This window comes from Alicyclobacillus kakegawensis NBRC 103104, assembly GCF_001552655.1.
Taxonomy (GTDB): Bacteria; Bacillota; Bacilli; order Alicyclobacillales; family Alicyclobacillaceae; genus Alicyclobacillus_G; species Alicyclobacillus_G kakegawensis.
Genome location: NZ_BCRP01000003.1, coordinates 143692 through 169714, shown reverse-complemented (window position 1 = coordinate 169714; position 26023 = coordinate 143692). Strand labels below are relative to the sequence as shown.

The 26023-nt window shown below is 62.4% G+C and carries 29 protein-coding genes; 28 read left to right on the top strand and 1 reads right to left on the bottom strand.

Annotation, left to right across the window (positions count from 1 at the left end; translation table 11 throughout):
- From fmt to spoVM, 8 genes are all read left to right on the top strand, one after another.
- Nucleotides 1-948 carry a methionyl-tRNA formyltransferase gene (fmt, locus tag AK2_RS03660; RefSeq protein ID WP_245628878.1) on the top strand — a complete coding sequence of 316 codons (948 nt, stop codon included), beginning with the start codon at nt 1-3 and terminating at the stop codon, nt 946-948.
- Nucleotides 945-2306: a 16S rRNA (cytosine(967)-C(5))-methyltransferase RsmB gene (rsmB, locus tag AK2_RS03655; protein WP_067931507.1), complete on the top strand. Its 1362-nt coding sequence runs from the start codon at nt 945-947 to the stop codon at nt 2304-2306. The genes fmt and rsmB overlap by 4 nt, the downstream gene beginning before the upstream one ends.
- Before the next feature lie 47 nt (nt 2307-2353).
- Nucleotides 2354-3391: a dual-specificity RNA methyltransferase RlmN gene (rlmN, locus tag AK2_RS03650; RefSeq protein WP_067922033.1), complete on the top strand. Its 1038-nt coding sequence runs from the start codon at nt 2354-2356 to the stop codon at nt 3389-3391.
- 34 nt (nt 3392-3425) lie between these two features.
- Nucleotides 3426-4187, top strand: coding sequence for a Stp1/IreP family PP2C-type Ser/Thr phosphatase (locus AK2_RS03645; protein WP_067931505.1), 762 nt, complete (start codon nt 3426-3428; stop codon nt 4185-4187).
- Nucleotides 4184-6229, top strand: a complete 2046-nt coding sequence (gene pknB / locus AK2_RS03640) for a Stk1 family PASTA domain-containing Ser/Thr kinase (RefSeq protein ID WP_067931502.1) — start codon at nt 4184-4186, stop codon at nt 6227-6229. Before AK2_RS03645 ends, pknB begins: the two co-directional genes overlap by 4 nt.
- Before the next feature lie 40 nt (nt 6230-6269).
- Nucleotides 6270-7145: a ribosome small subunit-dependent GTPase A gene (gene rsgA, locus AK2_RS03635; protein ID WP_067931500.1), complete on the top strand. Its 876-nt coding sequence runs from the start codon at nt 6270-6272 to the stop codon at nt 7143-7145.
- Nucleotides 7142-7807, top strand: coding sequence for a ribulose-phosphate 3-epimerase (gene rpe / locus AK2_RS03630; RefSeq protein ID WP_067931498.1), 666 nt, complete (start codon nt 7142-7144; stop codon nt 7805-7807). The genes rsgA and rpe overlap by 4 nt, the downstream gene beginning before the upstream one ends.
- A gap of 127 nt (nt 7808-7934) precedes the next feature.
- Complete coding sequence (gene spoVM / locus AK2_RS16370; RefSeq protein ID WP_067922019.1) at nt 7935-8015, top strand: stage V sporulation protein SpoVM; 81 nt, start codon at nt 7935-7937, stop codon at nt 8013-8015.
- 167 nt (nt 8016-8182) lie between these two features.
- Here the strand turns inward: spoVM and rpmB are convergent, their stop codons facing one another.
- On the bottom strand, nt 8183-8374 hold the full coding sequence (gene rpmB, locus AK2_RS03620; RefSeq protein WP_026961701.1) for a 50S ribosomal protein L28: 192 nt from the start codon (nt 8372-8374) through the stop codon (nt 8183-8185).
- A gap of 147 nt (nt 8375-8521) precedes the next feature.
- On the opposite strand from rpmB, the gene AK2_RS03615 reads away from it, so the two are divergent.
- The 20 genes from AK2_RS03615 (at nt 8522) to fabF (ending at nt 25926) form a co-directional block, all read left to right on the top strand.
- Nucleotides 8522-8887, top strand: coding sequence for an Asp23/Gls24 family envelope stress response protein (locus tag AK2_RS03615; RefSeq protein WP_067931495.1), 366 nt, complete (start codon nt 8522-8524; stop codon nt 8885-8887).
- 10 nt (nt 8888-8897) lie between these two features.
- The gene (locus AK2_RS03610) at nt 8898-10616 is read left to right on the top strand and encodes a DAK2 domain-containing protein (protein WP_067931493.1); all 1719 of its coding nucleotides are present in this window, start codon (nt 8898-8900) and stop codon (nt 10614-10616) included.
- A 12-nt stretch (nt 10617-10628) separates the two neighbouring features.
- Nucleotides 10629-12668, top strand: coding sequence for an ATP-dependent DNA helicase RecG (gene recG / locus AK2_RS03605; RefSeq protein WP_067931492.1), 2040 nt, complete (start codon nt 10629-10631; stop codon nt 12666-12668).
- A gap of 84 nt (nt 12669-12752) precedes the next feature.
- Nucleotides 12753-12980: an alpha/beta-type small acid-soluble spore protein gene (locus AK2_RS03600; protein ID WP_067931490.1), complete on the top strand. Its 228-nt coding sequence runs from the start codon at nt 12753-12755 to the stop codon at nt 12978-12980.
- A 165-nt stretch (nt 12981-13145) separates the two neighbouring features.
- Nucleotides 13146-13973 carry an archaetidylserine decarboxylase gene (gene asd, locus AK2_RS03595; protein WP_067931670.1) on the top strand — a complete coding sequence of 276 codons (828 nt, stop codon included), beginning with the start codon at nt 13146-13148 and terminating at the stop codon, nt 13971-13973.
- Nucleotides 13974-14068: 95 nt separating this feature from the next.
- On the top strand, nt 14069-14191 hold the full coding sequence (locus AK2_RS17605; protein ID WP_281180612.1) for a hypothetical protein: 123 nt from the start codon (nt 14069-14071) through the stop codon (nt 14189-14191).
- A 160-nt stretch (nt 14192-14351) separates the two neighbouring features.
- On the top strand, nt 14352-15500 hold the full coding sequence (locus AK2_RS03590; protein ID WP_067931488.1) for an NAD-dependent epimerase/dehydratase family protein: 1149 nt from the start codon (nt 14352-14354) through the stop codon (nt 15498-15500).
- A gap of 4 nt (nt 15501-15504) precedes the next feature.
- Nucleotides 15505-16659 (top strand): glycosyltransferase family 4 protein, encoded by a 1155-nt coding sequence (locus tag AK2_RS03585; protein ID WP_067931486.1) that lies wholly within the window; start codon nt 15505-15507, stop codon nt 16657-16659.
- 368 nt (nt 16660-17027) lie between these two features.
- Nucleotides 17028-17567: a 16S rRNA (guanine(966)-N(2))-methyltransferase RsmD gene (gene rsmD / locus AK2_RS03580; protein ID WP_067931484.1), complete on the top strand. Its 540-nt coding sequence runs from the start codon at nt 17028-17030 to the stop codon at nt 17565-17567.
- Nucleotides 17568-17606: 39 nt separating this feature from the next.
- Nucleotides 17607-18140 carry a pantetheine-phosphate adenylyltransferase gene (coaD, locus tag AK2_RS03575; RefSeq protein ID WP_067931482.1) on the top strand — a complete coding sequence of 178 codons (534 nt, stop codon included), beginning with the start codon at nt 17607-17609 and terminating at the stop codon, nt 18138-18140.
- Nucleotides 18141-18151: 11 nt separating this feature from the next.
- On the top strand, nt 18152-18961 hold the full coding sequence (locus tag AK2_RS03570; protein ID WP_067931479.1) for a patatin-like phospholipase family protein: 810 nt from the start codon (nt 18152-18154) through the stop codon (nt 18959-18961).
- Between the two features lie 49 nt (nt 18962-19010).
- Nucleotides 19011-19517 (top strand): YceD family protein, encoded by a 507-nt coding sequence (locus AK2_RS03565; protein ID WP_067931477.1) that lies wholly within the window; start codon nt 19011-19013, stop codon nt 19515-19517.
- A gap of 80 nt (nt 19518-19597) precedes the next feature.
- Nucleotides 19598-19774 carry a 50S ribosomal protein L32 gene (gene rpmF, locus AK2_RS16365; protein ID WP_083516700.1) on the top strand — a complete coding sequence of 59 codons (177 nt, stop codon included), beginning with the start codon at nt 19598-19600 and terminating at the stop codon, nt 19772-19774.
- Nucleotides 19775-19946: 172 nt separating this feature from the next.
- Nucleotides 19947-20516 carry a transcription factor FapR gene (fapR, locus tag AK2_RS03560; protein ID WP_281180614.1) on the top strand — a complete coding sequence of 190 codons (570 nt, stop codon included), beginning with the start codon at nt 19947-19949 and terminating at the stop codon, nt 20514-20516.
- Nucleotides 20513-21520: a phosphate acyltransferase PlsX gene (gene plsX / locus AK2_RS03555; RefSeq protein ID WP_067931475.1), complete on the top strand. Its 1008-nt coding sequence runs from the start codon at nt 20513-20515 to the stop codon at nt 21518-21520. The genes fapR and plsX overlap by 4 nt, the downstream gene beginning before the upstream one ends.
- Nucleotides 21521-21533: 13 nt before the next feature.
- Nucleotides 21534-22517, top strand: a complete 984-nt coding sequence (locus AK2_RS03550) for a beta-ketoacyl-ACP synthase III (RefSeq protein WP_067931473.1) — start codon at nt 21534-21536, stop codon at nt 22515-22517.
- Nucleotides 22518-22557: 40 nt separating this feature from the next.
- Entirely contained in the window at nt 22558-23499 is a 942-nt protein-coding gene (gene fabD, locus AK2_RS03545) for an ACP S-malonyltransferase (protein WP_157076206.1), read from the top strand.
- A 3-nt stretch (nt 23500-23502) separates the two neighbouring features.
- Nucleotides 23503-24237, top strand: coding sequence for a 3-oxoacyl-[acyl-carrier-protein] reductase (gene fabG, locus AK2_RS03540; protein WP_067931472.1), 735 nt, complete (start codon nt 23503-23505; stop codon nt 24235-24237).
- A gap of 124 nt (nt 24238-24361) precedes the next feature.
- Nucleotides 24362-24595, top strand: coding sequence for an acyl carrier protein (acpP, locus tag AK2_RS03535; protein ID WP_067921971.1), 234 nt, complete (start codon nt 24362-24364; stop codon nt 24593-24595).
- A 92-nt stretch (nt 24596-24687) separates the two neighbouring features.
- Nucleotides 24688-25926 (top strand): beta-ketoacyl-ACP synthase II, encoded by a 1239-nt coding sequence (fabF, locus tag AK2_RS03530; protein ID WP_067931470.1) that lies wholly within the window; start codon nt 24688-24690, stop codon nt 25924-25926.
- Nucleotides 25927-26023 lie beyond the last annotated feature (97 nt).

Sequence of the window (26023 nt, the reverse complement as noted above, 5' to 3'; positions counted from 1 at the left end):
GTGGCTCGCATTGTCTTTTTGGGTACGCCCCCATTCGCGGTGCCAAGCCTGGAGGCGTTGGTGCGGGTCGGGCACGAGGTCTGTCTCGTGGTCACTCAACCAGACAGGCCCGTGGGGCGGAAGCGGATGCTGACGGCGCCGGCGGTGAAGCAGGCGGCGTTGGCGCTCGGGCTGGAGGTTGCCCAGCCGGAGCGGGTGCGCACAGACGAGATCATCGAGCGGGTGCGAACGCTGGCTCCGGATGTCTTGATTACGGCGGCCTATGGTCAGATCCTGCCCGAGCGTTTGCTGCAAACAGCGGGGGCCGGCTGCCTCAATGTGCACGCTTCTCTCTTGCCGCGCTGGCGCGGCGCGGCGCCGTTGCAGCGGGCCTTGATGGCAGGGGATGAGCAGACCGGGGTCACCCTGATGGAAATGGTGAAACAGTTGGACGCGGGGCCGATGCTCGCCAGGGCCGAGACCCGGATTGGCAGCAACGACAACCTGGGCGAGTTGGAAGCGCGCGTGGCCCAAATGGGCGCCGAGCTGTTGGTGGAGGTGCTGCCGCGCTACCTCGCGGGCCAGGTGACGCCCGTGCCCCAGCCGCCAGAGGGAGTTACGTATGCGGAGCGGATTACAAGGAAGGATGAGGCGATCGACTGGGCGCAGCCGGGGTGGCAGGTGCACAACCACATCCGGGCCCTTTCTCCTGCCCCGGGGGCATCCTGCAGCTGGCAAGGGCAGCCGTTCAAGGTCTGGGAGAGCCATTGGCCCATGCGCCCCTGTTCGCCCGTGGACGGGGTGCCGGGGGACGTCCGCTTCCTGGGTGGTGAGGTGTGCGTGCGCACCGGCGATGGTTGGCTGCCGGTGACGAAGGTGCAGCCTGCGGGCAAGCGGGCGATGGAGGCGGCCGCTTGGCTGCGCGGCGTGACCAGCCGTGCGGCTCATTTGGCCGCGGGTAGCCGATGAGAGGGGTCCGCTTCTGGGCCTGGCAGACGCTCTTGCGCGTCGAGCGCGATCAGGCCTACGTCAATCTGGCCCTGCAGCAGTGCTTGCGGGAGGCGCGGCTGGAGGGAGCGGACCGGCGGCTGCTGACCGAGCTGGTCTACGGCACGGTGCAGCGCCAGCGCACCCTCGACTGGCTGCTCCACCCGTTTCTCCGGCGCCCCGTGGCCGACCTGGACGCCGAGGTGCGTACGGTGCTGCGGTTGACGGCGTATCAGCTCGCGTTTCTGGATCGCATCCCGGTGTATGCGGCGGTGGCCGAGGCGGTGGAATTGTGCAAACGGGTCAAGCCCAAGGCGGCCGGTTTTGTCAACGGGGTCCTGCGCGCGTACCTGCGCCAGGAGGAATCCGCCGCGGCGCGCCTCGCCAGGCTGGAGGCAGAGAGTGATGTCCAGCGCTTGGGCATTCAGTATTCCTATCCCGATTGGATAGTCGAATCGTTTTTGCGCCAGTTTGGACCCGCCAAGGCCGAGCGGGTGCTGGCGGCCGGCAACCAGGCGGGCACCCTTTCGGTGCGGGTCAATCCGCTGCGTGCCGACGTCGACGAGGTGATGGAGGAGATCCGTCGTCGCGCGGGTATCCCCGTGAGCCGCTCGCCCCTGTCCCCTCAAGGCCTCCGCTTGGCCCAAGGCGTGGCGGTGGAAGCGTGGGATTTGTACAGAGCCGGAAAGATCACTATCCAGGATGAGGCGGCTATGCTGGTTGCCCCTCTGCTCCCGGTCCGACCGGGGGCGCGGGTGTTGGATCTGTGCGCGGCGCCTGGCGCGAAGACGACGCACATCGCCGAGCTGTTGCAGGACAGGGGGCAGGTGGACGCTTGTGACCTGCATGCCCACAAGCGGCAGCTTATTGAACAGGCGGCCGCGCGGCTGGGGCTGACTTCCATTCGAACCTTGACGGTGGACGGGAGATTGCTGCCCGGTGTCCCCGGGCATGCGGATCGGTACGATGCGGTGCTTGTGGATGCGCCATGCAGCGGCCTGGGCGTCCTACGCCACCGACCGGACATCCGCTGGCGCCGCTCACCCGGGGATGTGGCCGAACTCGTCCGCTTGCAGCGCCAACTGTTGGAGGCGGCGGCCAAGCTGGTGCGGCCTGGTGGCTTCATTGTCTACAGCACCTGCACCGTGTTGGCGGAAGAGAATACGGACGTTGTCCAGAGCGTGGTGGACGACGTTAGATTGCGGCTCCGCTGGGATGACGTGGCTCCGGATTTGCCCTCTCTGCTGCGGTCGCGCAGTGTGGACAAGGGGTTGCTGTTGACGCCGGACGAGTTTGGCACCGATGGGTTTTACATGGCGCGCCTGCACCGCTTCCAATAGGGCGGAGTGTCGGCGGGCGCCTGAAACCGTGCAAAGGGGAACGGGCGATGGCAAGACACGCATATGACTTGCGTATGGAGGAGTGGACCTCCTGGCTGCAGGAAATGGGGCAGCCCGCCTATCGAGCGGCACAGATTTACCGCTGGTTGTATCAGAGCCAGGTGTCGGAGTTCGCGGCGATGACCAATCTGCCGCAGACCTTGCGTGAGCGCCTGGCAGCGGAGAGTGTGATTCAAACCTCGCATGAAGTCACCCGCCAGGTGTCGCGTGACGGCACCGTGAAGTTCCTGCTCGGCTGGCCCGATGGGGTCACGGTAGAAACGGTGTTAATGCGACACGATTATGGCAACAGCGTATGCGTGTCCACGCAGGTGGGGTGCAAGATGGGCTGTACGTTTTGCGCCTCTACCCTCGGCGGGATGATCCGTCAGATGAGCGCGGGCGAGATGGTTGAGCAGCTCATGCACAGCGTGCGCCTCCTGGCGCAAGCGGGCCAGCGCGTCTCGTCCGTCGTGCTGATGGGATCCGGAGAACCGATGGACAACCTCTCGGCCGCGCTGAAGTTCATGGACATCATTCACGACCCACAGGGGCTGAATATCGGGATGCGCCACATCACCATCTCGACGGTCGGGCTGGTTCCGGGTATCATTCGGTTAGCGGACGACGGTCGGCCGGTCACGCTGGCGGTATCCTTGCACGCGGCCACCGATGAGCAGCGCTCGCGGATGATGCCCGTCAACAAAGCGTACCCAATCGCCAAACTGATGGAGGCTTGCCGCTATTACTGCAACAAGACGGGCCGCCGTATCAGCTTCGAATACGCACTGGTCGGCGGTGAGAACGATTCCCTGACGGACGCGCGCAACCTGGCGGCCTTGGTGTCGGAACTTCCCTGTCATGTGAACCTGATCCCGGTGAACTACGTGCCGGAGAGAAACTATACGCGAACGCCGCCGCGGCAAATCGAGGCGTTTTTACGGGAGTTGCGCCGGCTTGGCGTCAATGCCACCGTCCGCAGGGAGATGGGGCACGATATCGCCGCCGCCTGCGGCCAGCTGCGAGCCCAGTACGCTCGCCGTTAGTCGTGGGGCCACCGCCGGAAGTGGAGGAATGCAGGTGCTGTATGCAGTCAGGACGCATGTAGGTCTTGTTCGCCAGACGAATGAAGATGTGTGCGCAGGGTTCACCGATTGGCAACCGATGCAGTTGGTCGTCGTCGCCGACGGCATGGGCGGCGCCTCGGCCGGCGAGGTGGCCAGCCGGTTGGCGGTGGACACGGCTGCCCAGTACATTCGCAGCGGACTGGGCGACGAGGACGTGGATCCGATTGACCTGTTGCAAGAGGCGGTGGCCGAAGCCAATCAGAAAGTGTGGGAGGCGTCGCAAAGCCGTGCCGAATATCACGGCATGGGCACAACCTTTGTGGCCGCCCTGTACGACAACACGCGAGTGTTTTTTGCCCACGTGGGCGACAGCCGGGCTTATCTGCTCCAGGCCGACGGGTTACGCCAGGTGACGCGTGACCATTCGTTGGTCGCGGAACTGGTGAGGCGGGGACAAATCACCCCTGAGGAAGCGGTGCATCATCCCCAGAAGAATGTGGTCACCAAATCGCTCGGCACGGCCAGCATCAGCCTGCCGGACATCAACGTCGCCCAGTGGCAGCAGGGCGACCTGTTCCTGTTGTGCTCGGATGGCCTGTCCAACCTTGTGGCTGAAGAGGAACTGACCGAATATCTGACCCGCTTGGCGGACGCGCACTCCAACCGCGAGGTGGAACTGGTGGCGGACGCGCTCATTGAGCGGGCGCTCGTCGCCGGCGCACCCGACAACGTCTCCGTTGTCATCGTGGTCAACCGAGAGGAGGGCGGACAATGAGCCGTCGGCTGGGAGGCCGTTATGAACTGCAGGAACAAGTCGGCGGCGGCGGTATGGCCGTGGTCTATCGGGCGCTGGATACGTTGCTTGGGCGTACGGTTGCCATCAAGATGCTTCGCCCCCAGTACATGGAGGACGAGGAGTTCATCAGCCGTTTTCGGCAAGAAGCCCAATCGGCGGCTCGATTGTCCCATCCTAATATTGTAAATATATACGACGTGGGGATGACCGATGGTGAGTATTACATCGTCATGGAATACGTCAACGGCCCCACGCTCAAGGACCTGATTCGGGAGCGGGGGGCGCTCTCGCCGGAACAGACGGTGTCCATCACCCGGCAGATCTGCGATGCGTTGCAGCACGCTCACAGTCATCATATCGTACACCGCGACATCAAGCCTCACAATATCCTGCTGACCAAGGCGGGCCAGGTCAAGGTGACTGATTTCGGGATTGCCCGCGCCTTGGGGGGCAACACGCTAACCTATGACCACTCGGCGCCGGTGCTGGGCTCCGTCCATTACCTTTCACCGGAGCAAGCGCGCGGCGGTTTGGCGGATATCAAGAGCGACATCTATTCGCTCGGTGTCGTGATGTACGAGATGTTGACCGGTCGCCTGCCATTTCAGGGGGACTCGGCGGTCAGTGTGGCGCTCAAGCACTTGCGCGATCAATTTGTCGAACCGCGTCAGATCAACCCTGAAATTCCGCAAAGCCTGGAAAACATCGTCCTTCGTTGCATGGTGAAGTCGGCGGACGAGCGTTATCCGGACATGTGGGCTCTGAAGGAAGACTTGGAGCAGGCGCTGCGTAACCCGGATGCGCCCAAGTTTCACCCTCCCCAAGCGGTGCCCGAAGCGACGATTGCCATCCCGGCCATTACTGATGACGCCGGCGGGCTGGTTCGACCGGCGGGAATGAAGCGGGGGCGGACGGAAGCCTCTGCTTTGCAGGCTGCGGGAGAGGACGAGCAGCGGCGCGGAGGCCGCCGCTGGTTGCGCGTCAGTCTGTGGGTGTCACTGGCCACTGTCCTCGTGGCTGCGGGTGTGGTGGCGGCCTATTTCATCGTGATGCGCCTGTTGGAGGTGCCGAACGTCAAGTTGCCGAACGTGGTCGGCAAGCCGGAAGCAGAGGCCATCCAGATGTTGGAGCAAGCTGGATTTCAGCGGGGGCAGATTCATGAGCAGAAGCAGACCTCGTCAAAGTCGCCGAAAGGGACGGTGGTGGAACAGAACCCAGCCGGCGACACGGAGGTAAAGCAGGATCGGGCAGTGACCTTGTATATCTCCGCCGGAGCGCCGAAGGTGAACATGCCGGACCTGTCCGGCGTAACGGTCGATCAGGCGCTGCAGCAACTGGTGAATCTCGGCTTTTCCCGGAGCCATCTCAAGACCAAGCAGGTGGCGAGCGATGAGGTGCCGGCCGGAGAGGTGGTGTCCACCAATCCACCTGCCAACCACCTGGTGTCCACGGACCACCAGGTGGTGCTCGCCGTGAGCCGCGGCCAGACGGAGACGACGGTGCCGAGCGTGATTGGAAAATCGCTCGATGAGGCCAGCAAGATGTTGGTCGACGCGAGGCTGGTGGTGGGCCAGATCATTCCCCAGCCGCAACCAGGAGTGGCTGACGGGACGGTCGTCAACACGGCGCCCAACCGCCCGGGCGACACGGTGAAGCCAGGGACGGCGATCGATTTGTACATCGCCGACAACGGATCGGACAACGCCACCGGCGGGACGGGAGGGCAAGCTGATTCGACTCCCTCCGCCGGGAATGACGCAGCGGGAGCGGCGGCCAACATTCCGCCTGGCACACAGGAACACGACGTGACCGTCTCGGTCGACGGGGCGAAGAGCGGCACCCATGTGGTGATTGTCAAGTCCGACGCCACCGGCACGGATCAGCAGGTGGTGGATGAAACCGTCCAGGGGAGCAAGAATTACCCTGTGGTTTTATACCTCGCTCCCCACAAGGACGGCGAAATAGACGTGTACGTGGACGGCAAACTGGTGAAAAAGCAGCGGGTCAAATACAACGATTGAGGTATGGGCTGTGAAGATGGCAAGCGAAAGGAGGGGAAGGATGCCGGACGGGATAGTGGTCAGGGGCCGGGGGGGTTTTTTTGACGTCGTGGGGGAAGGCGGGAGCTGGCGTTGCCGGGCGCGAGGCGTCTTCCGCAAGCGTGGCGTGAGTCTCCTGGTGGGCGACCGGGTACTCCTGAACGAAACCGGTGCCGGCGAAGGGGTAATCACCGAGGTGTTGCCGCGCCAGACGGAACTGGTGCGCCCTCCCATCGCCAACGCGGACCAGGCGCTGCTGGTGTTTTCGGTGCGGTCCCCGGACTTTCAGGGCGGACTCCTGGATCGGACACTGATTGCCGTTGCGGCTCGGGGGCTGCGGCCGGTTGTGGTCCTATCCAAGGCGGACCTGCTGGATAGCGAGGCGGTGGCTGCGCTGGCTGCGCCATACCGGCAGGCGGGGTACCCGGTTCATCCGGTGTCATCCCGCACCGGACAGGGCCTGGACCAGGTCTGGTCCGAGTTGAGGGGGCGTATCACCGTATTCGCAGGTCCATCGGGGGCAGGCAAATCCTCGCTGGCCAACGCCATTGATCCCCAGCTGGGGTTGCAGATGGGGGACATCAGCGAGAAACTGCGGCGTGGACGGCACACAACCCGGCACGTGGAGTTGTTCCGGATTTCCGAAGCCACGTACATCGCCGACGCGCCCGGCTTCAGCCAGCTGGATCTGGACGTGGCGGCGGCTGAACTGCGCCTTTACTTTCCGGAGTTTCAGGCTGCGGCTGGTGATTGCGCCTATCGCGGCTGCCTGCACGTGGACGAAGAAGATTGCGCGGTCAAACAAGCTGTCGCAGCCGGCCTTCTGGCTTCGACACGATACGAGAGTTATTGCCATCTGTATCAAGAATTGAAACATAAGGAGGCGCGACGTTATTGAACCACCGCATCGCCCCCTCAATTCTTTCGGCTGATTTTGGCCGCCTGGCCGAGGAGGTGGAGGAGGTCCTCCGAGCCGGCGCGGATTGGATTCATGTGGATGTCATGGACGGGCGGTTTGTACCCAACATCACGATGGGCCCGCTCGTGGTCGAGGCGTTGCGCCGACGGTTCGATTGCGAGTTGGATGTGCACTTGATGGTCGTGGAGCCGGAGCGGCATATCGACGCGTTTGCGGCGGCCGGCGCCAGCCGCATCACGGTGCACGCAGAGGCCACGGCGCATGTGCACCGGGCCTTGCAGAGGATTCGCCAGCACCATCTGCCGTGCGGCCTGGCGCTGAATCCGGCCACGGGCATCGAGGTGTTGGATTACCTGGCAGAGGACCTCGACCTGGTACTCGTGATGACGGTCAATCCCGGATTTGGCGGTCAGACGTACATCCCGGCCATGACCGAGAAGGTGCGGCGGGTGCGGCGGAGGTTGCAGGATTTGGGCCGTTCCGAGGTCGATGTGGAGGTGGACGGGGGCATCCACGCCGGCACGATTGGGGAGGTCGCCGAGGCCGGAGCCAGTGTGTTTGTCGCCGGATCGGCCGTGTTCGGGGAGCGCGACCGGGCGCAGGCGATCTCGCGGCTGCGGGGTGCGCTCGCCAGTTCGTGATTCCGCACATTTTCACCGGGCGGGAATATACATGTAACAACATGGCGTTGGCCCACTGCGCGAACAGACGGCGACGTCTCGACCCGAGCACGGATGCGGGCAACCGATGACGAGGGGGGGAATTGGGTTGAAGTTTTACACCATCAAGCTCCCGAAGTTTTTAGGCGGCATCGTCAAGGCCTGCCTGGGGGCCTTCTCCAAAGATTGACGGGCATGAGGTGCCACGCCGCCGCGCTGCGGCGGCGCGGATTCCACCGGGGGCAGGTTGACGCGCGGATCAAAAAAGGGCACCGACCAGGTGCTCCTTTTGCATTCCGACAGCCCATGCGATCCGATGGAAACCTTCAACTCCGGGTCCCCTGCCGGGGAATCGCCTCAAATGGCTCGATTGACTTTTCCTGCCTTCAGGCAGCGGGTGCAGACCCGAATACGTTTCACCGTGCCATTGACGTTGGCCCGCACGACCTGAATGTTGGGAATCCAACGGCGCTTGTTCAGGATGTGCGAGTGGCTGATGGAGTGACCGGTTTGCGGTTGCTTCCCACAGATTTCGCATCGCCTTGCCATTTTCCGCACCTCCTTCGCCGACACATAACAGGCATATTATAGCGCAAGGGTTGACACTCGGCAAGGGGAATCGAAAGTGTTCGTCGCTTTTATTACCTGCTTGTAATATAGTACAATGGCACAAAGCACAGGCAGGAGGTGCCCGGATTGCCGAAGACGGTCGAGACGCCTTTGGGAACCATCTCCATCGTCGAAGACGTCATCGCGACGACTGCCGGCCTCGCGGCGATGGACTGCTACGGCCTGGTAGGTATGGCTTCCCGCCAACAGGTCAAGGATAGTCTGACAGAGTTGCTGGGGCGGGACAACCCCGGCCGCGGCGTGGAAGTACGGATTGTCGACGATGAAGTGGAGGTCAATCTGTACATCATCGTCAGCTATGGTACGAACATATATGAGGTCGCCCAAAACGTGCGGGACAAAGTGCGTTACGTGCTGAATGAATCGGTGGGCATCGACGTGTCGCGGGTGAACATCTATGTTCAGGGTGTGCGCGTAGCGACGGAGGCGTAGGAGGCTTTGCATGACGGGCCAACAAGTTTTGACCGGAACGGCGTTCGCAGCCCTGATGCGGCGAGGGCATCAACGCTTGCACGAGCAGGCGGAAATCGTGAACGCTTTGAACATCTTTCCGGTGCCCGATGGGGATACGGGAACGAACATGGATTTGTCCTTGGCTGCCGGCGTGGCGGCGCTCAATCAGAGAAGCGAATGGTCTGTGCAGGAGGCCGCCCAGGCGCTGGCAACTGGGTTGCTGATGGGGGCGCGGGGAAACTCGGGCGTTATCCTGTCTCAGTTGTTTCGAGGCTTTTCGAAAGCCGTGCAGGGCGCGACGCGTATGGACGTGCGGATTTTCGCGCAGGCGCTGCAGGAAGGGGTCGACATTGCCTACAAGGCCGTGTCCAAACCGGTGGAGGGGACCATCCTCACCGTGGCGCGGGAGGCGGCGTCAGCGGCGGTCCGAGCGGCGCGCCAGAATCCGACCTGGACGGTCCTGATGGAACAGGTCTACGAAGCGGCCCAGGCGGCTTTGCAGCGGACGCCGAGCCAGTTGCCGGTTCTAAAGCAGGCTGGAGTCGTGGATTCGGGCGGCCAAGGACTGGTCTTTATCTACGAAGGTTTTTTAGAGTACCTGCGTGGGCACGAAAGTTCAGCGGCGTCGACGGGGGATGAGCCGCCCTCTGTGCTGGCGCGGCCCGTCTTGGAGTACGCGGGAAGGCATATCGCGCGCACGGGTGAGCACGGGTATTGCACGGAAGTTTTGGTGCGGGCAGGCGCTCGGGCACCGTCGGTGGAGGGACAGCTGCGGGAGCGGTTAGGGCAATACGGGGACTCCTTATTGGTAGTGGCGGCGGAAGACCTGGTGAGGGTGCATGTGCACACTCTGCACCCGGGAAAGGTGCTGGAGGACGCGCTGGCCTGGGGTCCGCTGGTACAGATTAAGGTGGAAAACATGACGGAACAGCACGACCGCATCAGCGACCTGGAGACGGCCGCGCAGACGGATTCATCCGCATCGGTTGCGGCCGCTCCGGACCAGGATGGAGTCTTGCAAGGAGACCGGGGCCAGGGAACTGCGACGGCGTTGGTGGTGGCCGCCTCCGGGGATGGCATCCGCGACGTGTTCGAGAGCCTGGGGGCGACGGTCATTGACGGCGGCCAAAGCATGAACCCGAGCACGGAGGAAATCGTGGCGGCGGCGCAGAACGCAGGCGGGCGTCAGGTGGTGTTTCTGCCGAACAACAAGAACATCGTGCTCGCCGCCGAACAGGCTCGAGAGGTCATGGAGGGAGGGTTGGAGGTAGTGCCCTGCACCTCCATTCCCCAAGGCATTGCCGCTGCCGCCGTGTTTGACGCGCGCGAGTCCGCAGAGGCCAATCGCGCCCGCATGGAGGCGTCGCTGCGCTCGGTTCAGTCTGGATGTGTGGCGCGCGCGGCGCGTGACAGTCAGTACCAAGGACACGAGATTGCGGCCGGGCAATACATGGCCATAGCGGAGACGGACGTGGTTGAGGTGCATGGCGACCGGGCGGCGGCGGCGGTGGCCGCCGTGCGGGCGATGGCGGCGGCGGCGCGGGCCAACGGCGTGGACGCGGAGCTGTTGACGGTATTTTATTCTGACCAGGTCGATGAAACGGAGCGGGAGGAGCTGCGCCGCACCTTGGCGCACCTGTATGACTTTGAGATCGAGATGCGCTATGGGGGGCAGCCGGTTTACGATTACATCTTCTCGTTGGAGTAAGGAAGGCGCAAAATGTTGCAGGCGATTCCGGTCACGCATGTCGCGGGTGTAGGGAGCGCTAAGCAGAAAGCCCTGCAGGAGTTGGGGATTGAGACGGTGCATGACCTGTTGCACTACTTTCCGGTGCGCTACGAAGACTTTCGCGTCCGGCCCTTTGAAGCGTTTGTCGATGGAGCCCATGTCACTGCCCGCGGGGTTGTTGACGGGAGAGCAGAGGTGCGTTGGCAGGGCAAACGCTGCATGGTGCGGGTGCGCATGCGCGTGGACGGCCGGCATCCCATCACCGCCGTGTGGTTCAATCAACCGTATGTCAAGTCGAAGTTGGTAGACGGGCGGGTGCTTACGCTCAGCGGCCGTTACAACGCCCGTTACCGTACCCTCACCGTCAGCCGCAGCGATCTGTCGGGGGCCAAGGCTGCGGCTTTCGCCTCGGCCTTTACGCCTGTCTACAGGGCGAGCAAAGCCCTCCCATCGAGCCAGATTCAATCCCTCATGCACAAGGCCATGGATCAATACCTGGATGAACTGGACGAATTGCTGCCGCATGACTTGATGCAAAAATACAGGTTGATCTCCCACCGCCAGGCGGTGGCCGCCATGCACGCGCCGGACGGCGAGGAGGCGCTGCGGCAGGCTCACCGGCGGCTAGCGTTCGAAGAGTTTTTTTTGTTTCAGCTGCAATTGCAATGGTTTCGCCGAGCGCGGTTGGAGGCGGAGCGCGGTGTTCCCCGCGCCGTGCCCGAGGATGCGTTGGAACGGTTTCAGAAAAGCCTGCCCAGCCCGCTGACCCCTGGCCAGCTGCAGGCGTGCCGGGATGTGTTGACGGATCTGCGGAAGGAACGGCCCATGCACCGCCTGCTGGAAGGCGATGTGGGATCCGGCAAGACCTGGGTTGCTCTGTGGGCGGCGTATTGTGGGTTCCTGAGCCAGGCGCAGGCGGTCCTCATGGCTCCCACAGAGATTCTCGCCGAGCAGCACGCCATGGAGGCAAAGCGGCGCCTGGAGCCGCTCGGGATGCGGGTGGAGCTGTTGACAGGCAGCACCAGCGAGCGAGACAGGCTGGCTTTGCTGCCCGCGGTCGCCGCTGGCGACGTGCACCTGCTGGTGGGTACGCACGCGCTTTTGACGGACAGGGTGCAGTTTGCCAATCTGGGTGTCGTGGTGATTGACGAACAACACCGTTTTGGCGTGACGCAACGGGCGGCTCTGCAGGAAAAAGGGCGCAACGCGGACGTTTTGTACCTGTCGGCGACACCGATTCCGCGCACGTTGGCGTTGGCTGTGTACGGGGATTTGGATATGACCCGCCTGCAGGGCCGGCCCGCTGGCCGCAAGCCGGTGCGGACCGTCTGGTTGCGCACGGCCGATCGCGATAAGGCTGTGCGCTGCATCCGCAGAGAGTTGGAAGCCGGGCGGCAGGCGTACGTGGTGGCGCCCCTGGTGGAGGAAGACCCACAAACGGACGCGGCTTCGGCAACCGCCTTGGCGGAGGAGTTTGCCGAGTTGTTCGCCGGATACCAGGTAGGACTCCTGCACGGGCGCCTTACGGCCAAGGAGAAGGAGCGGGTGATGCGCGCCTTCCTGGCGCGGGAGATTCACATCCTGGTCAGCACGACGGTGATTGAAGTGGGCATTGATGTGCCCAACGCGACAGTGATGCTCATCTATCACGCCGAGCGGTTTGGTCTCGCCCAGCTGCACCAACTCCGCGGCCGTGTGGGGCGCGGCGAGGCGCCCAGTATGTGCATATTGTTGTCGGACGCCACATCTGAGTTGGCGCAGGAGCGGCTGCAAACGATGACGCAGACCGAAGACGGCTTTGAGATTGCGGAGCGAGACTTGCAGCTGCGCGGTCCGGGAGAGTTTTTAGGCGTACGACAAAGCGGGCTGCCCGAGTTCAGCGTCGGCGATCTCACGAAGGACTTGCGCATCATGGATGTCGCTCGGCAGGAGGCGACGGCATTGATGGACAAAACCGACTTCTGGCTCCTGCCCAAATATGAAAGGCTGCGGCGGGAGGTTCTGCAACAGCACAGTTTCCGCGCCGGCTGAGGCGATTCGGGGCAAGGGAACAAAATGGAATCATATATACGCTCGCCAGCAGACATACTAGGCCTACATAAGGGGGTGAGACAGATGGCTTTGGGTCAGAAACGCAACACTCCCGTCGTCCCAGGCGCAGTGAAGGCCCTTGAGCAGTTCAAGTACGAGGTGGCTTCGGAATTGGGCATCACACCGCCGCAGGACGGCTATTGGGGGACGATGACCACCCGCGACACTGGTGCCATCGGGGGCAACATGACCCGCAAACTCGTGGCGCTCGCGGAGCAGCAACTGGCAGGGCGCAGCGGGGGGAACTTCTAAAACGCCTTAGGATCACCCTTGTTGGAACAAAAGAGCCGAACCGTCAGGTCCGGCTCTTTTGGTATGATGGTAGATAGCAAAGATGCGCGGGGTTCCCACGCGTGGTGGAGAAAGAAGAGGATTGGTCTGGAGCCAGGTTTGCAGATGACCCTTGTGCGATCACACATGTGGAAACAGTGGGGCGTACGGCTGTTGCCCAAACGGACGCTGACCGCGGTCATCGGGCGGTTTGCGCGGATGCGGCTGAGCCGCCTTCTCATCCCTCACTATGTCCGTTGGTATCAGATTGACGCGGACGAGGCCGAGCATCCCTTGGACGCTTACAGCAGTCTCTGCGAATTTTTCACCCGCGGCCTGCTCCCCGGCGCCCGTCCCCTGGCCGCAGGGGGCCTGATTTCGCCGGTGGACGGCACGGTCAGCGCACTGGGGCGGATTTTGGAGGGCACGCTGCTGCAAGCCAAAGGGTACCTGTACACCGTGTCGGCGCTCCTGGGCAGCGACAAGGATGCAGAGGCGTTTGAGGGTGGGCACTACATCACGCTCTATCTGAGTCCCCGCGACTACCACCGGATCCACATGCCCATATCCGGCAAGGTGGTGTTTTGGCGCTACATCCCTGGGCGCCTGTATCCGGTCAATGCGTTGGGGGTGGCAGCGGTGCCAGGGCTGTTTAGCAAGAATGAACGGCTGGTCAGTTGGTTGGAGACGGGGTATGGACGCCTGGCGATGGTAAAAGTGGGAGCGACCGTGGTCGGGAGCATCCGCACGCCTTATGGGCCTCGGTTCAGCGGAGCATGGAATCGGCAGCGGCGCCGCATCAGCGAGGGCGCGGCGGGCCTCTGGCTGGAGAGAGGGGGGGAATTGGGGCGGTTTGAGTTGGGGTCCACCGTGATTTTGCTGTGTCCGCCCGGGATGGTAAAAAATTTCACCGTGAGCCCCGGATCGAGCGTGAGGATGGGAGAGCAGGTCGCCCAAATGAATCCGCTCCCCTGATGTCAACCGTGTTCCGCAAGCAGAAACCGCGGTCTTGAGGACCACGCATAATTGGCGGCCCGTTTAGGGAGGCTGGGCGTAAGGGGGGATGTCCCATGCGCCCAGTCCGACGCGTGCTTGGCAGTTGCGGCCGCGCTTGCGGCCGCGGACTGCGCGCCTACTGGAAGTGGCTGTGCGAGGCCAGCGAATCCATCGGCAGCTATTACCAGCCGTGGTGAACTTGCAATCGGGGGGCGTCTGCGCCCCCCGATTCGTGTGTCCGCGGGTTGCCGAGGCCCTCGAAAACCTGTACATTGGTGATGGGTGACGATGGTTTGACAACCGTTTCAATCTATCTTCAAGCATAAAGCACTATCCTGGTGATGGGGTGACGCGTCAATGAAGATTTTGATTGCTGGCGGTGACGGGTTCTGTGGATGGCCCACCGCTCTGTACTTTTCTGAACGAGGTCACGAGGTGGCCATTCTGGACAACATGATTCGCCGTCGCTGGGATGAGGAATTGGGGACTCAGTCCCTCACCCCCATCGCGTCGTTGGAGGACCGCGTGGCGGCTTGGCGGGAGCTCACGGGAAAGGAGATCCAGCTGTTTATCGGCGACATGACCGATTACGAGGTGCTCGCTGGAGCCATGCAGTCGTTCCAGCCGGAAGCTGTCGTTCACTATGCAGAGCAACGTTCAGCGCCGTATTCCATGATTGACCGCGAACACGCTGTGTTCACCCAGGTCAACAACGTAGTTGGCACCTTGAACCTGCTGTTTGCCATCAAGGAGATTGTGCCTGATTGCCATTTGATCAAGCTGGGGACCATGGGGGAATACGGGACCCCCAACATCGACATTGAAGAAGGATACATACGAATTTCACACAAGGGGCGCGAAGACGTTCTCCCCTATCCCAAACAGCCGTTCTCGTTTTACCACCTTTCCAAGGTGCACGACAGTCACAACATCATGTTTACCTGCAAATCATGGGGGATCCGGGCTACAGACCTCAACCAGGGTGTGGTCTACGGGCTGTGGACCGACGAGTGCAAGCGTGACGAGCGGTTGTACAACCGTATTGACTACGATGGGGTGTTTGGCACCGCGCTCAACCGTTTCTGCATCCAGGCGGCTATTGGCTACGACCTGACGGTCTATGGCAAGGGCGGACAGACACGCGCTTTCCTGGACATCCGGGATACCCTGCAGTGCGTCGAGCTGGCGGCGCTGAACCCGGCGGATGCCGGCGAGTTCCGCGTCTTCAACCAGTTCACTGAACAATTTTCGGTACTGGAGTTGGCCGAGCGGGTGAAAAGGGTGGCGGCCGAAATGGGCATCGAGGCGTCGATTGCGCACCTGCCCAACCCGCGCGTGGAGAAGGAGGAACACTATTACAACGCGGTGCACACGCGCCTGCTCGACCTGGGACTGCAGCCTCATTTGCTGTCGGACGAGTTGATTCGCGACCTGATTGAGACAGCTCGGCGGTATCAGGACCGTGTCGACACGAGTGTGATTGCGCCGACGGCCACCTGGAGGTAACGGCATGCGGATCGCCATGTTCACGGAGACGTTCCTGCCGAACACGGACGGCATTGTCACCCGGCTATGTGCTACATTGCAGCATTTGGAGAAAGCAGGGCACGATGTTCTGCTGTTCGCGCCGGCAGGTTCTCCCGCTGAATACGCGGCCGCGCGGGTGGTGAGCGTACCTTCGTTTCGCTTTTTTCTCTACCCGGAAAAAAAGTTTCCCATGCCATGGCCGGTGGGGCGGGCGTTGGCCCAGTTCCAACCGGACTTCATCCATGTGGTCAATCCGGCGTTTGTCGGGCTGGCAGGGATATGGTACGCCAAGCGCATGCGTCTCCCGCTCATCGCGTCTTATCATACCAATGTGCCGACATATGCGCGTCATTATCACCTCGACTTTCTCGAGCCTGTCCTGTGGTGGTATTTTCGCCTGCTGCACAACCAGGCCCAGATCAATCTGTGCACGTCCAAGGCCACCTGGACGCTCCTGGAAAAGCACCGGTTTCGCAATCTAGGACTATGGGAACGTGGAGTGGACGTCGCCTTGTATCAATCGGCCCGTCCCTCCGCAGCGATGCGCCGCCGATTGGCCCGGGACATGGCGGAAGGCGACAAAATTCTTCTGTATGTCGGGCGGCTGGCCAGTGAAAAGGCCATCGAACGCCTGCGCCCGGTGTTGGACGCGGATTCGCGGGTGCACCTGGCTATTGTCGGAGACGGACCGCACAGGCCTGAACTGGAGCGGGTGTTTGCCGGGACGAACACCGTATTCACGGGCTACATGCACGGCAAGGAACTGGCCGAGGCGTACGCTTCAGCGGACGGCTTCGTGTTTCCATCCACTACGGAGACCTTGGGGCTGGTGCTGTTTGAGGCCATGGCCAGCGGGTTGCCCGTGTTGGCTGCGGACAGTCCGCCGACCCGAGAGGTGCTGGAAAATGGACAAGCCGGGTTCATCTTCGATGCCGCGAGTGTCGACGATTTAATTCATGGTGTTCGCGAATTGTTGTGGAATGAGCCACGCCGCAAGGCGGTGTTGCAGCGGACCCAGGCGATTGTGGAAAACCTCGACTGGAGCGGCCCGACCGAGCAGCTGCTCGCCCACTACCGGCGGCTGTTTGCGGAGCAACCGGCGGTGCGCTCGACCCCGGTCAGCGGTTCCCGTCTCTAAAGGCTGCCGGCGTCCGCTGAGGACCGTCTCCCCGCTGGCTGCAACCAGCCTCCCCAAAACAAAAACCCACGCCCGGGTACGCGTGGGTTTTTGCCGCTTTGCTCCGCGGAGACTGCTTGCACCGTCTCGTTTGGGCAATGGCGTTTATTCTGGGAGAGGAGAAACCGGAGGAAGAGCTTATGGGGACTAAGTCTTCTCCCACGGTTGCCAACAACAGCTCCCGCCGTTGTTATTACCAGCATTTCCGGTAATGTCTTGAATTATACATCTGCTGGAATATAAATCGTCCACTGTTGCAACACCCGTCGGTTGGGCGGGACATTGGGCGTTGTGGCATAATGAAGGAAAGAACCGACGGAGGATTCAGCGTGCGCATCATTGCTGGACGATGGCGCGGCAGGCGCTTGTTCAGTCCGCCTGGGTTGGTGGCACGGCCGACGACCGACCGCGTGAAGGAATCCATGTTCAATCTGCTGGGGCCGTTTTCCGGCGACGAACACGTTCTAGACCTGTTTGCCGGTTCGGGCGCGCTCGGACTGGAAGCATTGAGCCGAGGGGCGGAGCAGGCGGTGTTTGTGGACCGGCACCCGCAGAGCATCGCGGCCATTCGCCGGAACGTCGCGGCCTTGGGCGCGGGTGGAGCGGCGCAGGTGTGGAGGATGGATTGGCGGGCGGTGTGGTCCCGGTTGACGGAGCCCGTCGACTGGGTGTTTGTGGACCCGCCGTACCGCGAACGTCTGTGGCTGCCTGTGCTGGAAGCGGCGGCAGCGCACGCGCCGGGGGTTGGCGGGGTGGTCTGCGAACACCCGCGCGAGGAGATCCTTCCTGACGCCAGCGGACCGTTCTCCATATGGAAGGCGCGCCGCTACGGGGACATTCAAGTTACCATTTATGTTTGCCGCGGGTGATGGCGGTCGCGCCATGCCCAGCGGATGGAGATGAGCGCCGTGACTCTTGCGATATACCCGGGCTCGTTTGATCCGGTGACCAACGGCCACCTGGACCTGGTGGAGCAGTCGGCCGCCGTGTTTGATCGCGTGATCGTCGCGGTCTTGCAGAATCCGGCGAAGAGCCCATTGTTCACAGTGGAGGAGCGGATGCACTGGCTGCGCCACGCTGTGCGCCGGTTTGCCAATGTGGAGGTGGATCAGTTTCAAGGTTTGTTGGTAGACTACGCGCGACTGCGGGGCGCTGACGTGATTGTGCGCGGGGTGCGGGAAGTGGCCGATTTTGAAGCCGAGCGCAGGATGGCTCAGATGAACCGCCACCTGCATCCCACGCTGGTTACGGTGTTTCTGCCTACCCACAGCCAATACGCGTACATCAGTTCATCCTTGGTCAAGGAGGTGGCTTCGCTGGGAGGCGACGTGCGGGGACTGGTTCCAGGCGAAGTGGCGGAGGCCCTGTATGCTCGGTTTGCCCAGCGGCAACCGGCGGAGGGGAGTGAATCGAAGCCGCGGGGTCCTTCTGGCGCAGGGTGAGGTGATTCGGGATGCGCAAGCGGCGCGTCGCTTTGGCGTTGGGATCCGGCGGAGCCAAGGGATTTGCCCATGTCGGTGTGCTCAAGGCGTTCGAGGAACACCAGATCCAGGTCGATGTGGTCACCGGATCGAGCATGGGCAGCCTGGTGGGAGCCTTCTACGTCACCGGCATGAGGCCCGATTTCATGGAGCGATTGGCCTCCAGCTTGCGTTGGCGGCACTGGATAGACCTGAGGGTGCCCAAGCTGGGGTTGATTGGCGGCGACAAAGTGTGGGAAATGGTCAAACTACTGACGCGGGGCTTGGCTATCGAAGAGCTGGATCGCCCGTTCGCGGCCGTGGCCACGGACCTGGTCGCGCGGCGTGCCGTAATCCTGCGAAGCGGCCTCTTGGCTGACGCGGTGCGCGCCAGCATCGCCATCCCGGGCGTGTTTGTGCCTTTGCGCAAGGGTGGCCAGGTGCTCGTCGACGGGGGTGTCATCGAACGCGTCCCGGTCGCGGCGGCGCGCGCCTTGGGGGCGGACCTGGTCATCGGCGTGGACGTGTCCACCGGCACGCGACCGTCTGTACCGGAAACCATGCTCGACGTCATCATGCAGTCGCTGGACATCATGCAAGAGCAGCTGTTGGTCCACCACCCGGCCGATCTCCTGATAGCGCCTGATTTGTCAAGCATCGGGACGTCTCACTTTCATAAAGCGAAGGAGGCCATTCGTCTCGGCTACGAAGCTGCACAGGCGAAGATGCCGGACATTCTGGATCTGCTCGGGTCTCGGACGGAGGCGTATCCAACCTCGGTGGACCGTCCGCCTCAACGCTGAACAAGGAAACGGGTCAGCTTGGTCGCACCTGACAACGAGGTGAACAGCCGTGCAATTGGAACTGGAACAAGCGAAGCGTCGTCCTATGCATGTGGAAGGTGTGGTCGAGCTTCCCCGGATTGCCCAGGAGAACCCGCAGGTCGCGCGGATACAACCGGTGGCTGTGCGGGTGGACGTGGATTTTACAAAGAGCGTGTACCGTTTGCGGGCGGCGCTGGCGACGGAAGTGGAGTACGTCTGCTCGCGCTGCTTGGAGTCTTTTACGGCGCCCTTGCAGACGGAGTTTACGGAACGCCTGCGTGTCTTGGGGACCGAGGCAGCGGCGGATGAGGACATCTTAACGGTGGATTCACCTACCGTTTTGCTCGATCCGTATGTGGAGCAGGCGCTCAACCTGGCCCTTGAGTACCGGCCGTTGTGCCGCGAGGGCTGCCGCGGCTTGTGCGTCGAGTGCGGCTGCAACCTGAACGAGCGGCAATGCTCGTGCGAGACCAAGCGTGTAGATCCCCGCCTGGCCGTGCTGCAAGACTTGCTTTCCAAGGACGATTCGGAGTAATATCATGCGTGGCGGATTCTCGGCGCAACGTTGCCGACAGCACGTGTGGTATGGACAGCCTGCAAGGGAGGTGTAGAAAGATGGCGGTACCTCAACATAGAATCTCGAAGACGAGGAAACGCATGCGCAGGACTCACTTTAAACTGGAACTCCCTGGCATGGTTCGTTGTCCTGAGTGCGGCGAATACAAACTGTCGCATCGTGTCTGTAAGAATTGCGGTTCTTATAAAGGGCGCCAAGTGGCGTCCACGAATTGAGGAGCAGCCCGTGGGCACGCAGCAAGGAGCCGGCCGTGGTGTCGGCTCCTTGCTGCGTTTGACGGCATCTTGCCATCCGACGGCGGATCCGGTATTTTAGAACTACCTTTTATGAGTAGGTGATAATCGTCTCGGTGGCAACCTTCTTGCCTGCGGAAGTGAGGGATGGGCGCTGCGCAAATCGGAACGGAGATTAGCCTTGGTTCGGATGCTGACGGAAAACCCGTTTGCCACGGACGAGAAGTTGGCCGAGACATTTGGCGTCAGTGTGGCGACCATCCGCTTGGACCGTCAGGCGCTCAACATTCCAGAAGTGCGAGAACGGATTCGGCGCGTAGCTGCGGACCGGCAGGACGAGGTGCGCGCACTGGACGCGCACGATGTGGTCGGCAGGATTGTGCGGCTGGAACTCAACCGCCTGGGGATATCTGAACTCCCCATCACGTCGTTGCATGTGTTTGCCCGCAACGGCATTGTGCGCGGCCATGTGTTGTTCGCCCAGGTCAATTCTCTGGCGATGGCTGTCATGGATGAGGACTCGGCGGTGACCGCCAAGACGGAGTTACGGTTCTACCGCCCTGTCCGGCTTGGCGAGACGCTGCGGGCGCGCGTGGACGTAATGGCTCGTCACGCCGGGATCTTAAAGTGTCGGGCACACACCGAAGTGGATGGAGAGACCGTTCTGGACGGCTGGATTTGGGTCGCCAGGGCGTCTGCCAGGACGTGGGAGGGACAGGATTGAAACTAGCGGTAGATGTCATGGGTGGCGATTTGGGAGCCTCGGCACCGCTCGCCGCTGTGGGTGAGTTGGCCCGCTCCCATCCAGACGTGGAGTTTTGTCTCGTCGGCACCGAAGCGGCTGTGACCCAGGCGAAGAACTTCACACTGCCGGCCAATGTCCAGATGGTTCCGAGCCAGTCCGTGATTCAGCCGGACGAGGAGCCGGTGCGGGCCGTCCGTCGCAAGCCAGATTCGTCGCTCGTCATGGCGGCGCGGATGGTGCGCGAGGGGGAGGCCGACGCGATGGTCTCGGCGGGCAACACGGGGGCCCTGGTGGCGGCGGGACTCTTGACCATCGGACGTTTGGCGGGCATAGAGAGACCGGCGCTGGCGCCGGTGTTGCCGACTTTCCAAGGCCACGGGGTGCTGCTTCTGGACGCGGGGGCCACGATGGACGCATCGCCCTTCAACCTCGTGCAGTATGCCCACATGGGGGCGGCTTACTCTCAGCATGTCCTTGGTGTAGCCAAGCCGCGAATCGGCCTGCTCAATGTGGGTACCGAGGCGCTGAAGGGCAACAACCTGACCAAAGCCGCGTACGAGCAACTGGAGGCATGCGGGCTGAATTTTATCGGCAACGTGGAGGCGCGCAACTTGCTGGAGGGCGCCTGCGACGTGGTCGTCTGCGACGGGTTTGTCGGCAACGTGGTCCTGAAGCTGACGGAGGGCATCGGCCTGGGGTTGTTCCAGGCGCTCAAGACGGAGATTGCACAAGCCGGAGTGAGGGCCAAGTTGGGCGCCACCCTGTTGGCCCCAAAGCTGCGCGCGTTTGCGGCGGAATTCGATTACGCCGAATACGGCGGGGCGCCCTTTTTGGGGGTGGCCGGCGGCTGCATCAAGGCACACGGCAGCAGCAATCAACGTGCATGGTACACGGCGCTCATGCAGGCGATTCGGTTTTGCCGACAGGAGGTCAATAGCAAGCTGATCTCGTCGCTGCAAAAGCAGGACTTGCACCACGCTTGAGGAGGATGATGGGGTGACGATACGGGCAGGCATTCTGGGCACGGGGTCCGCGCTGCCGGATCAGGTTCTAACCAACGCGGATTTGGAGAAAATGGTAGAAACTGATGATGAATGGATCACCTCGCGGACGGGCATCAAGGAGCGCAGGATTGCCCCAGAGGGGACGACGACCTCCGATTACGCCACGCTGGCGGCGGAGCGCGCCTTGGCGGACGCAGGGATGGCGGCGTCGGAACTGGATTTCATCATTTGCGCCACGGTGACGCCGGATATGATGTTCCCGGCAACCGCCTGCTTGGTGCAAGACCGCATCGGGGCCACTCATGCCGGAGCGATGGACCTGTCGGCTGCCTGCACCGGATTTTTGTACGGGGTCGCCACAGCCGCGGCGATGGTGGAGTCGGGGCGCTTTCGGCGCGTGCTTGTGATTGGCGCCGACCTCCTCTCCCGTGTTGTGGATTATCAGGACCGCACCACTTGCGTGCTGTTCGGTGACGGCGCGGGAGCGGCGGTGGTGGGTCCGGTCGACGGCGAGCGCGGATTTTTGTCATTCAACCTCGGCAGCGACGGCGGGGGTGGGAAACACCTGTATCTGCCGGCGGGCGGATCGAAAATGCCGGCCACGGCCGAGTCCATCGAAGGGCGTATGCACTACCTGAAGATGGAGGGGCGAGAGACGTTCAAGTTCGCCGTCAAGGCGATGGCGGCGTCGACCGAGCAGGTGCTCGCCGAGGCCGGGCTGACTCGTGACGACATTGACCTCTTGGTACCGCACCAGGCCAATATCCGCATCATTGAAGCGGCGCGGGAGCGGTTTGGCATACCGGTCGAGAAGGTCGTCATGACCATTCAGAAATACGGCAACACATCGGCCGCCTCTATTCCGGTTGCCCTGGATGAGGCGCTTCGGGAGGGCAGGGCGAAAACGGGAGACCTGGTGGTGCTGGTGGGTTTTGGCGCCGGTCTGACATGGGGAGCGGCTGCGCTGCGGCTATAACAGCGTCTGCCGAAGGTATCTGTTGGGAGGGGGAGTGTTCGTGGAGTGGGCTTTTGTCTTCCCGGGCCAAGGCGCTCAGTATGTCGGCATGGGTCAGGAATTGATGGAGCGGTACCCAATCGCCGCACAGACGTTTCAGGAAGCGGACGAGGCGCTGGGGTTTTCGTTGACGGATTTGTGCCGCAAAGGGCCAGCGGAGGAGCTGCGTTTGACCTATTACACGCAGCCCGCGTTGCTGACCATGGGCGTGGCGGCTTATCGGGTGTTTGCCGCAGAGTGTCCCCTGCGGCCGGTGGCGGTGGCCGGACACAGCCTGGGCGAGTATACGGCTCTCGTGGCGGCCGGTGCGCTCTCGTTTGCTGACGCGGTGCGCCTGGTGCACTTGCGCGGGCGCTGGATGGACGAGGCGGTTCCCGCGGGTCATGGGGCCATGGCGGCGGTCTTGGGGCTTTCAGAGCCTGAATTGGGCGCTGTCTGCCAGGAGGTGTCCCACTCTGGAGAGGTGGTGGAGTTGGCCAACCTCAACTGCCCTGGTCAGATTGTGATCTCGGGCACGAGGGCCGGGGTGGATGCGGCCGGCCGTCTGGCCAAGGAACGGGGCGCGCGGCGGGTGTTGCCGCTGGAGGTGAGCGGGCCCTTCCACTGCAGCCTGATGCGGCCCGCCGCGTCGAAATTGTCCGCAGAACTGGCGAAGACGCCGATTCAGGACGCCCAGGTGCCGGTGGTGACCAATGTGGACGCCCAGCCCGTGACAAACGAGGAGGGGCTGCGCGACGCCTTGGAACGGCAACTGTATTCCCCGGTCCGCTTTGAAGCGGACGTGCGCCGCATGCTGGAGATGGGCGTGGAGGGATTCATCGAGTTCGGCCCGGGAACGGTCCTCTCCGGGCTCATCCGCAAGGTGCAGCGGACAGCGGTCACGCACCACGTGGAGGACGAGGCGTCGCTATGCGCCAGCCTCGCGGCAGTGAAGGGGGTGTGAGTGATGGGGGTCGTGTCGATTGTGACGGGCGCCTCGCGCGGCATCGGTCGCGCCATCGCGGTAGCGCTGGCGAGCAACGGCGGCCAGGTGGTCATCAACTTTGCCGGGCGTGAGATGGATGCGCGGGAAACGGCGCGCCTGGTGCAGGAGGCCGGTGGCCAGGCGCTCGTGGAGCAGGGGGACGTTAGCCAGCCCGAGCAGGCCGACCGTTTGGTGGAGTCCGCGTTGGCCGCGTTCGGCCGCGTCGATGTTTTGGTCAACAACGCCGGCATCACCCGGGACACGTTGTTGATGCGCATGAAGGAGGAGGACTGGCAGGCGGTGCTCAACACCAACCTGACCGGTGCCTTCCACATGCTGCGTGCGGTCGCACGGCCGATGATGAAACAACGCTCCGGGCGCATCATCAACGTGACTTCGGTGGTGGGCATGATGGGCAACGCGGGCCAGGCCAACTACGCATCTGCAAAGGCGGGGCTCATCGGCTTGACGAAGAGCGCGGCCCGCGAACTGGCGGGGCGCGGCATCACCGTGAACGCGGTGGCGCCGGGGCTGGTGGAAACGGATATGACCGCCGCGCTGCCCGCGCAAGCGAAGGAGCATATGCTCCAACAAATCCCGCTCGGCCGCATCGGGCGCCCGGAGGATGTGGCGGCGGCTGTGGCTTTTCTGGCTTCTGACGCAGCCGCTTATATCACCGGCCAAGTGATTGCGGTCGACGGCGGCATGGCGATGTAGTATACTCTGATTTCATGTAGTATACTTTGCGCAGAGGACGCGACAGAGGATAGTTGCGGGCCCGCGCTGGCAGTCCATGGTCCCAAGTTGGACAAGGGTGCCACAGAGATCAGGAGGTGAAAGGATGGCCGACACGTTTACGCGCGTGAAGAGCATCATTGTCGACCGCCTTGGTGTGGATGAAGACAAGGTGACACTGGATGCGACGTTCAAGGACGATTTGCAGGCCGATTCGCTCGATGTCGTCGAACTCATCATGGAGCTCGAGGATGAGTTCGACCTGGAGATTTCCGACGAAGAGGCGGAAAAGATCAGCACGGTGGGGGATGTCGTTACATACATCGAACAGCACCAATGACTTGGAAAACCGGATGAACGTAGAGGCAACAGCCATGCTTGAAGTCCCGTGCGTTTGCCGGGGCTTTCTGTCCATCTAGGCGGGGTGACAACGTGAAGCGACGAGTCGTTATCACCGGGCTTGGAGTCGTCACGCCACTCGGGAACGACGTATCGACCTTTTGGGACAATCTTGTCGCCGGACGGTCCGGGATTTCCCGAATCGAATCGTTCGACGTCTCCAGTTTGCCCGTACAAATTGCAGGGCAGGTCAAAGAATTTGAAGTCGAAAAATACCTGGATCCGAAGGAAGCTCGGCGCATCGACCGCTTCGCGCAATTCGCGATAGCGGCGGCGACGCAGGCCGTCGAGGATTCGGGATTGGATATCCGTGAAGAGAATGCAGACCGGGTCGGTGTGTATATTGGTTCCGGCATTGGCGGGATTCACACCCTGCTTGAGAACCATAATGTGCTGCGGGAACGCGGGCCGCGGCGCGTCAGCCCGTTCATGATCCCGATGATGATTGCCAACATGGCCTCCGGTCATGTTTCCATCCTCACCGGGGCGCGCGGACCCAACAGCGCTTCGGTGTCGGCCTGTGCGACGAGCACCAATGCCATCGGGGACGCCTTCAAAATCATCGAACGGGGCGCCGCGGACGCGATGCTTGCCGGCGGTTCTGAGGCGGCCATTGTCGACCTGGCGATTGCCGGTTTTGCCAACATGAAGGCTCTGTCCACGCGCAATGACGAGCCCACGCGGGCGAGCCGTCCGTTTGACAAGGACCGCGACGGCTTTGTGATGTCGGAAGGCGCGGGCGTGATGGTGCTGGAATCGCTCGACCATGCGCTGGCGCGCGGCGCCCGGATTTACGCCGAAATCATCGGCTACGGCATGTCCGGGGACGCGTACCACATCACGGCCACGCCGCCGGACGGATCGGGCGCGTACCGTGCCATGCGACAGGCTCTGGAGGATGCAAACCTCCGTCCCGAAGACGTGGACTACATCAATGCGCATGGAACTTCCACGGAATTGAACGACAAGTCAGAGACGCTGGCCATCAAGGAACTGTTTGGCGAGCACGCGTATCGCCTGGCCATCAGCTCGAATAAATCGATGATTGGCCATATGCTGGGGGCTGCAGGCGGTGTCGAGGCCATTGCCACCGTCAAGACGCTGGTGGAGGGGACTTTGCCCCCGACGATCAATTACGAGACTCCCGATCCAGAGTGCGACCTCGATTATGTCCCAAACCAGGCGCGCAAAGCGCAGCCACAGGTGGCGATGTCGAATTCCTTTGGGTTCGGCGGCCACAATGCAGCCATCATTCTGAAGCGCTATTCCTGAATCTCCGCTCGCGCACGCCGCGTCCGCCGTGGCGGGCGTGCGGCGAGCGGTTTCCACCATGCATATGAGATTGCCAGGCGAGGAATGGGAGTGCCCG

What these genes read in the sequence shown, in the direction of transcription:
- rsmB (WP_067931507.1), top strand. Translation starts at nt 945, where the DNA reads ATGAGAGGGGTCCGCTTCTGGGCCTGGCAGACGCTCTTGCGCGTCGAG.
- rlmN (WP_067922033.1), top strand. Translation starts at nt 2,354, where the DNA reads ATGGCAAGACACGCATATGACTTGCGTATGGAGGAGTGGACCTCCTGG.
- pknB (WP_067931502.1), top strand. Translation starts at nt 4,184, where the DNA reads ATGAGCCGTCGGCTGGGAGGCCGTTATGAACTGCAGGAACAAGTCGGC.
- rsgA (WP_067931500.1), top strand. Translation starts at nt 6,270, where the DNA reads ATGCCGGACGGGATAGTGGTCAGGGGCCGGGGGGGTTTTTTTGACGTC.
- rpmB (WP_026961701.1), bottom strand. Translation starts at nt 8,374, where the DNA reads ATGGCAAGGCGATGCGAAATCTGTGGGAAGCAACCGCAAACCGGTCAC.
- AK2_RS03610 (WP_067931493.1), top strand. Translation starts at nt 8,898, where the DNA reads ATGACGGGCCAACAAGTTTTGACCGGAACGGCGTTCGCAGCCCTGATG.
- recG (WP_067931492.1), top strand. Translation starts at nt 10,629, where the DNA reads ATGTTGCAGGCGATTCCGGTCACGCATGTCGCGGGTGTAGGGAGCGCT.
- AK2_RS03600 (WP_067931490.1), top strand. Translation starts at nt 12,753, where the DNA reads ATGGCTTTGGGTCAGAAACGCAACACTCCCGTCGTCCCAGGCGCAGTG.
- asd (WP_067931670.1), top strand. Translation starts at nt 13,146, where the DNA reads ATGTGGAAACAGTGGGGCGTACGGCTGTTGCCCAAACGGACGCTGACC.
- AK2_RS17605 (WP_281180612.1), top strand. Translation starts at nt 14,069, where the DNA reads ATGCGCCCAGTCCGACGCGTGCTTGGCAGTTGCGGCCGCGCTTGCGGC.
- AK2_RS03590 (WP_067931488.1), top strand. Translation starts at nt 14,352, where the DNA reads ATGAAGATTTTGATTGCTGGCGGTGACGGGTTCTGTGGATGGCCCACC.
- AK2_RS03585 (WP_067931486.1), top strand. Translation starts at nt 15,505, where the DNA reads ATGCGGATCGCCATGTTCACGGAGACGTTCCTGCCGAACACGGACGGC.
- AK2_RS03570 (WP_067931479.1), top strand. Translation starts at nt 18,152, where the DNA reads ATGCGCAAGCGGCGCGTCGCTTTGGCGTTGGGATCCGGCGGAGCCAAG.
- rpmF (WP_083516700.1), top strand. Translation starts at nt 19,598, where the DNA reads ATGGCGGTACCTCAACATAGAATCTCGAAGACGAGGAAACGCATGCGC.
- fabG (WP_067931472.1), top strand. Translation starts at nt 23,503, where the DNA reads ATGGGGGTCGTGTCGATTGTGACGGGCGCCTCGCGCGGCATCGGTCGC.
- acpP (WP_067921971.1), top strand. Translation starts at nt 24,362, where the DNA reads ATGGCCGACACGTTTACGCGCGTGAAGAGCATCATTGTCGACCGCCTT.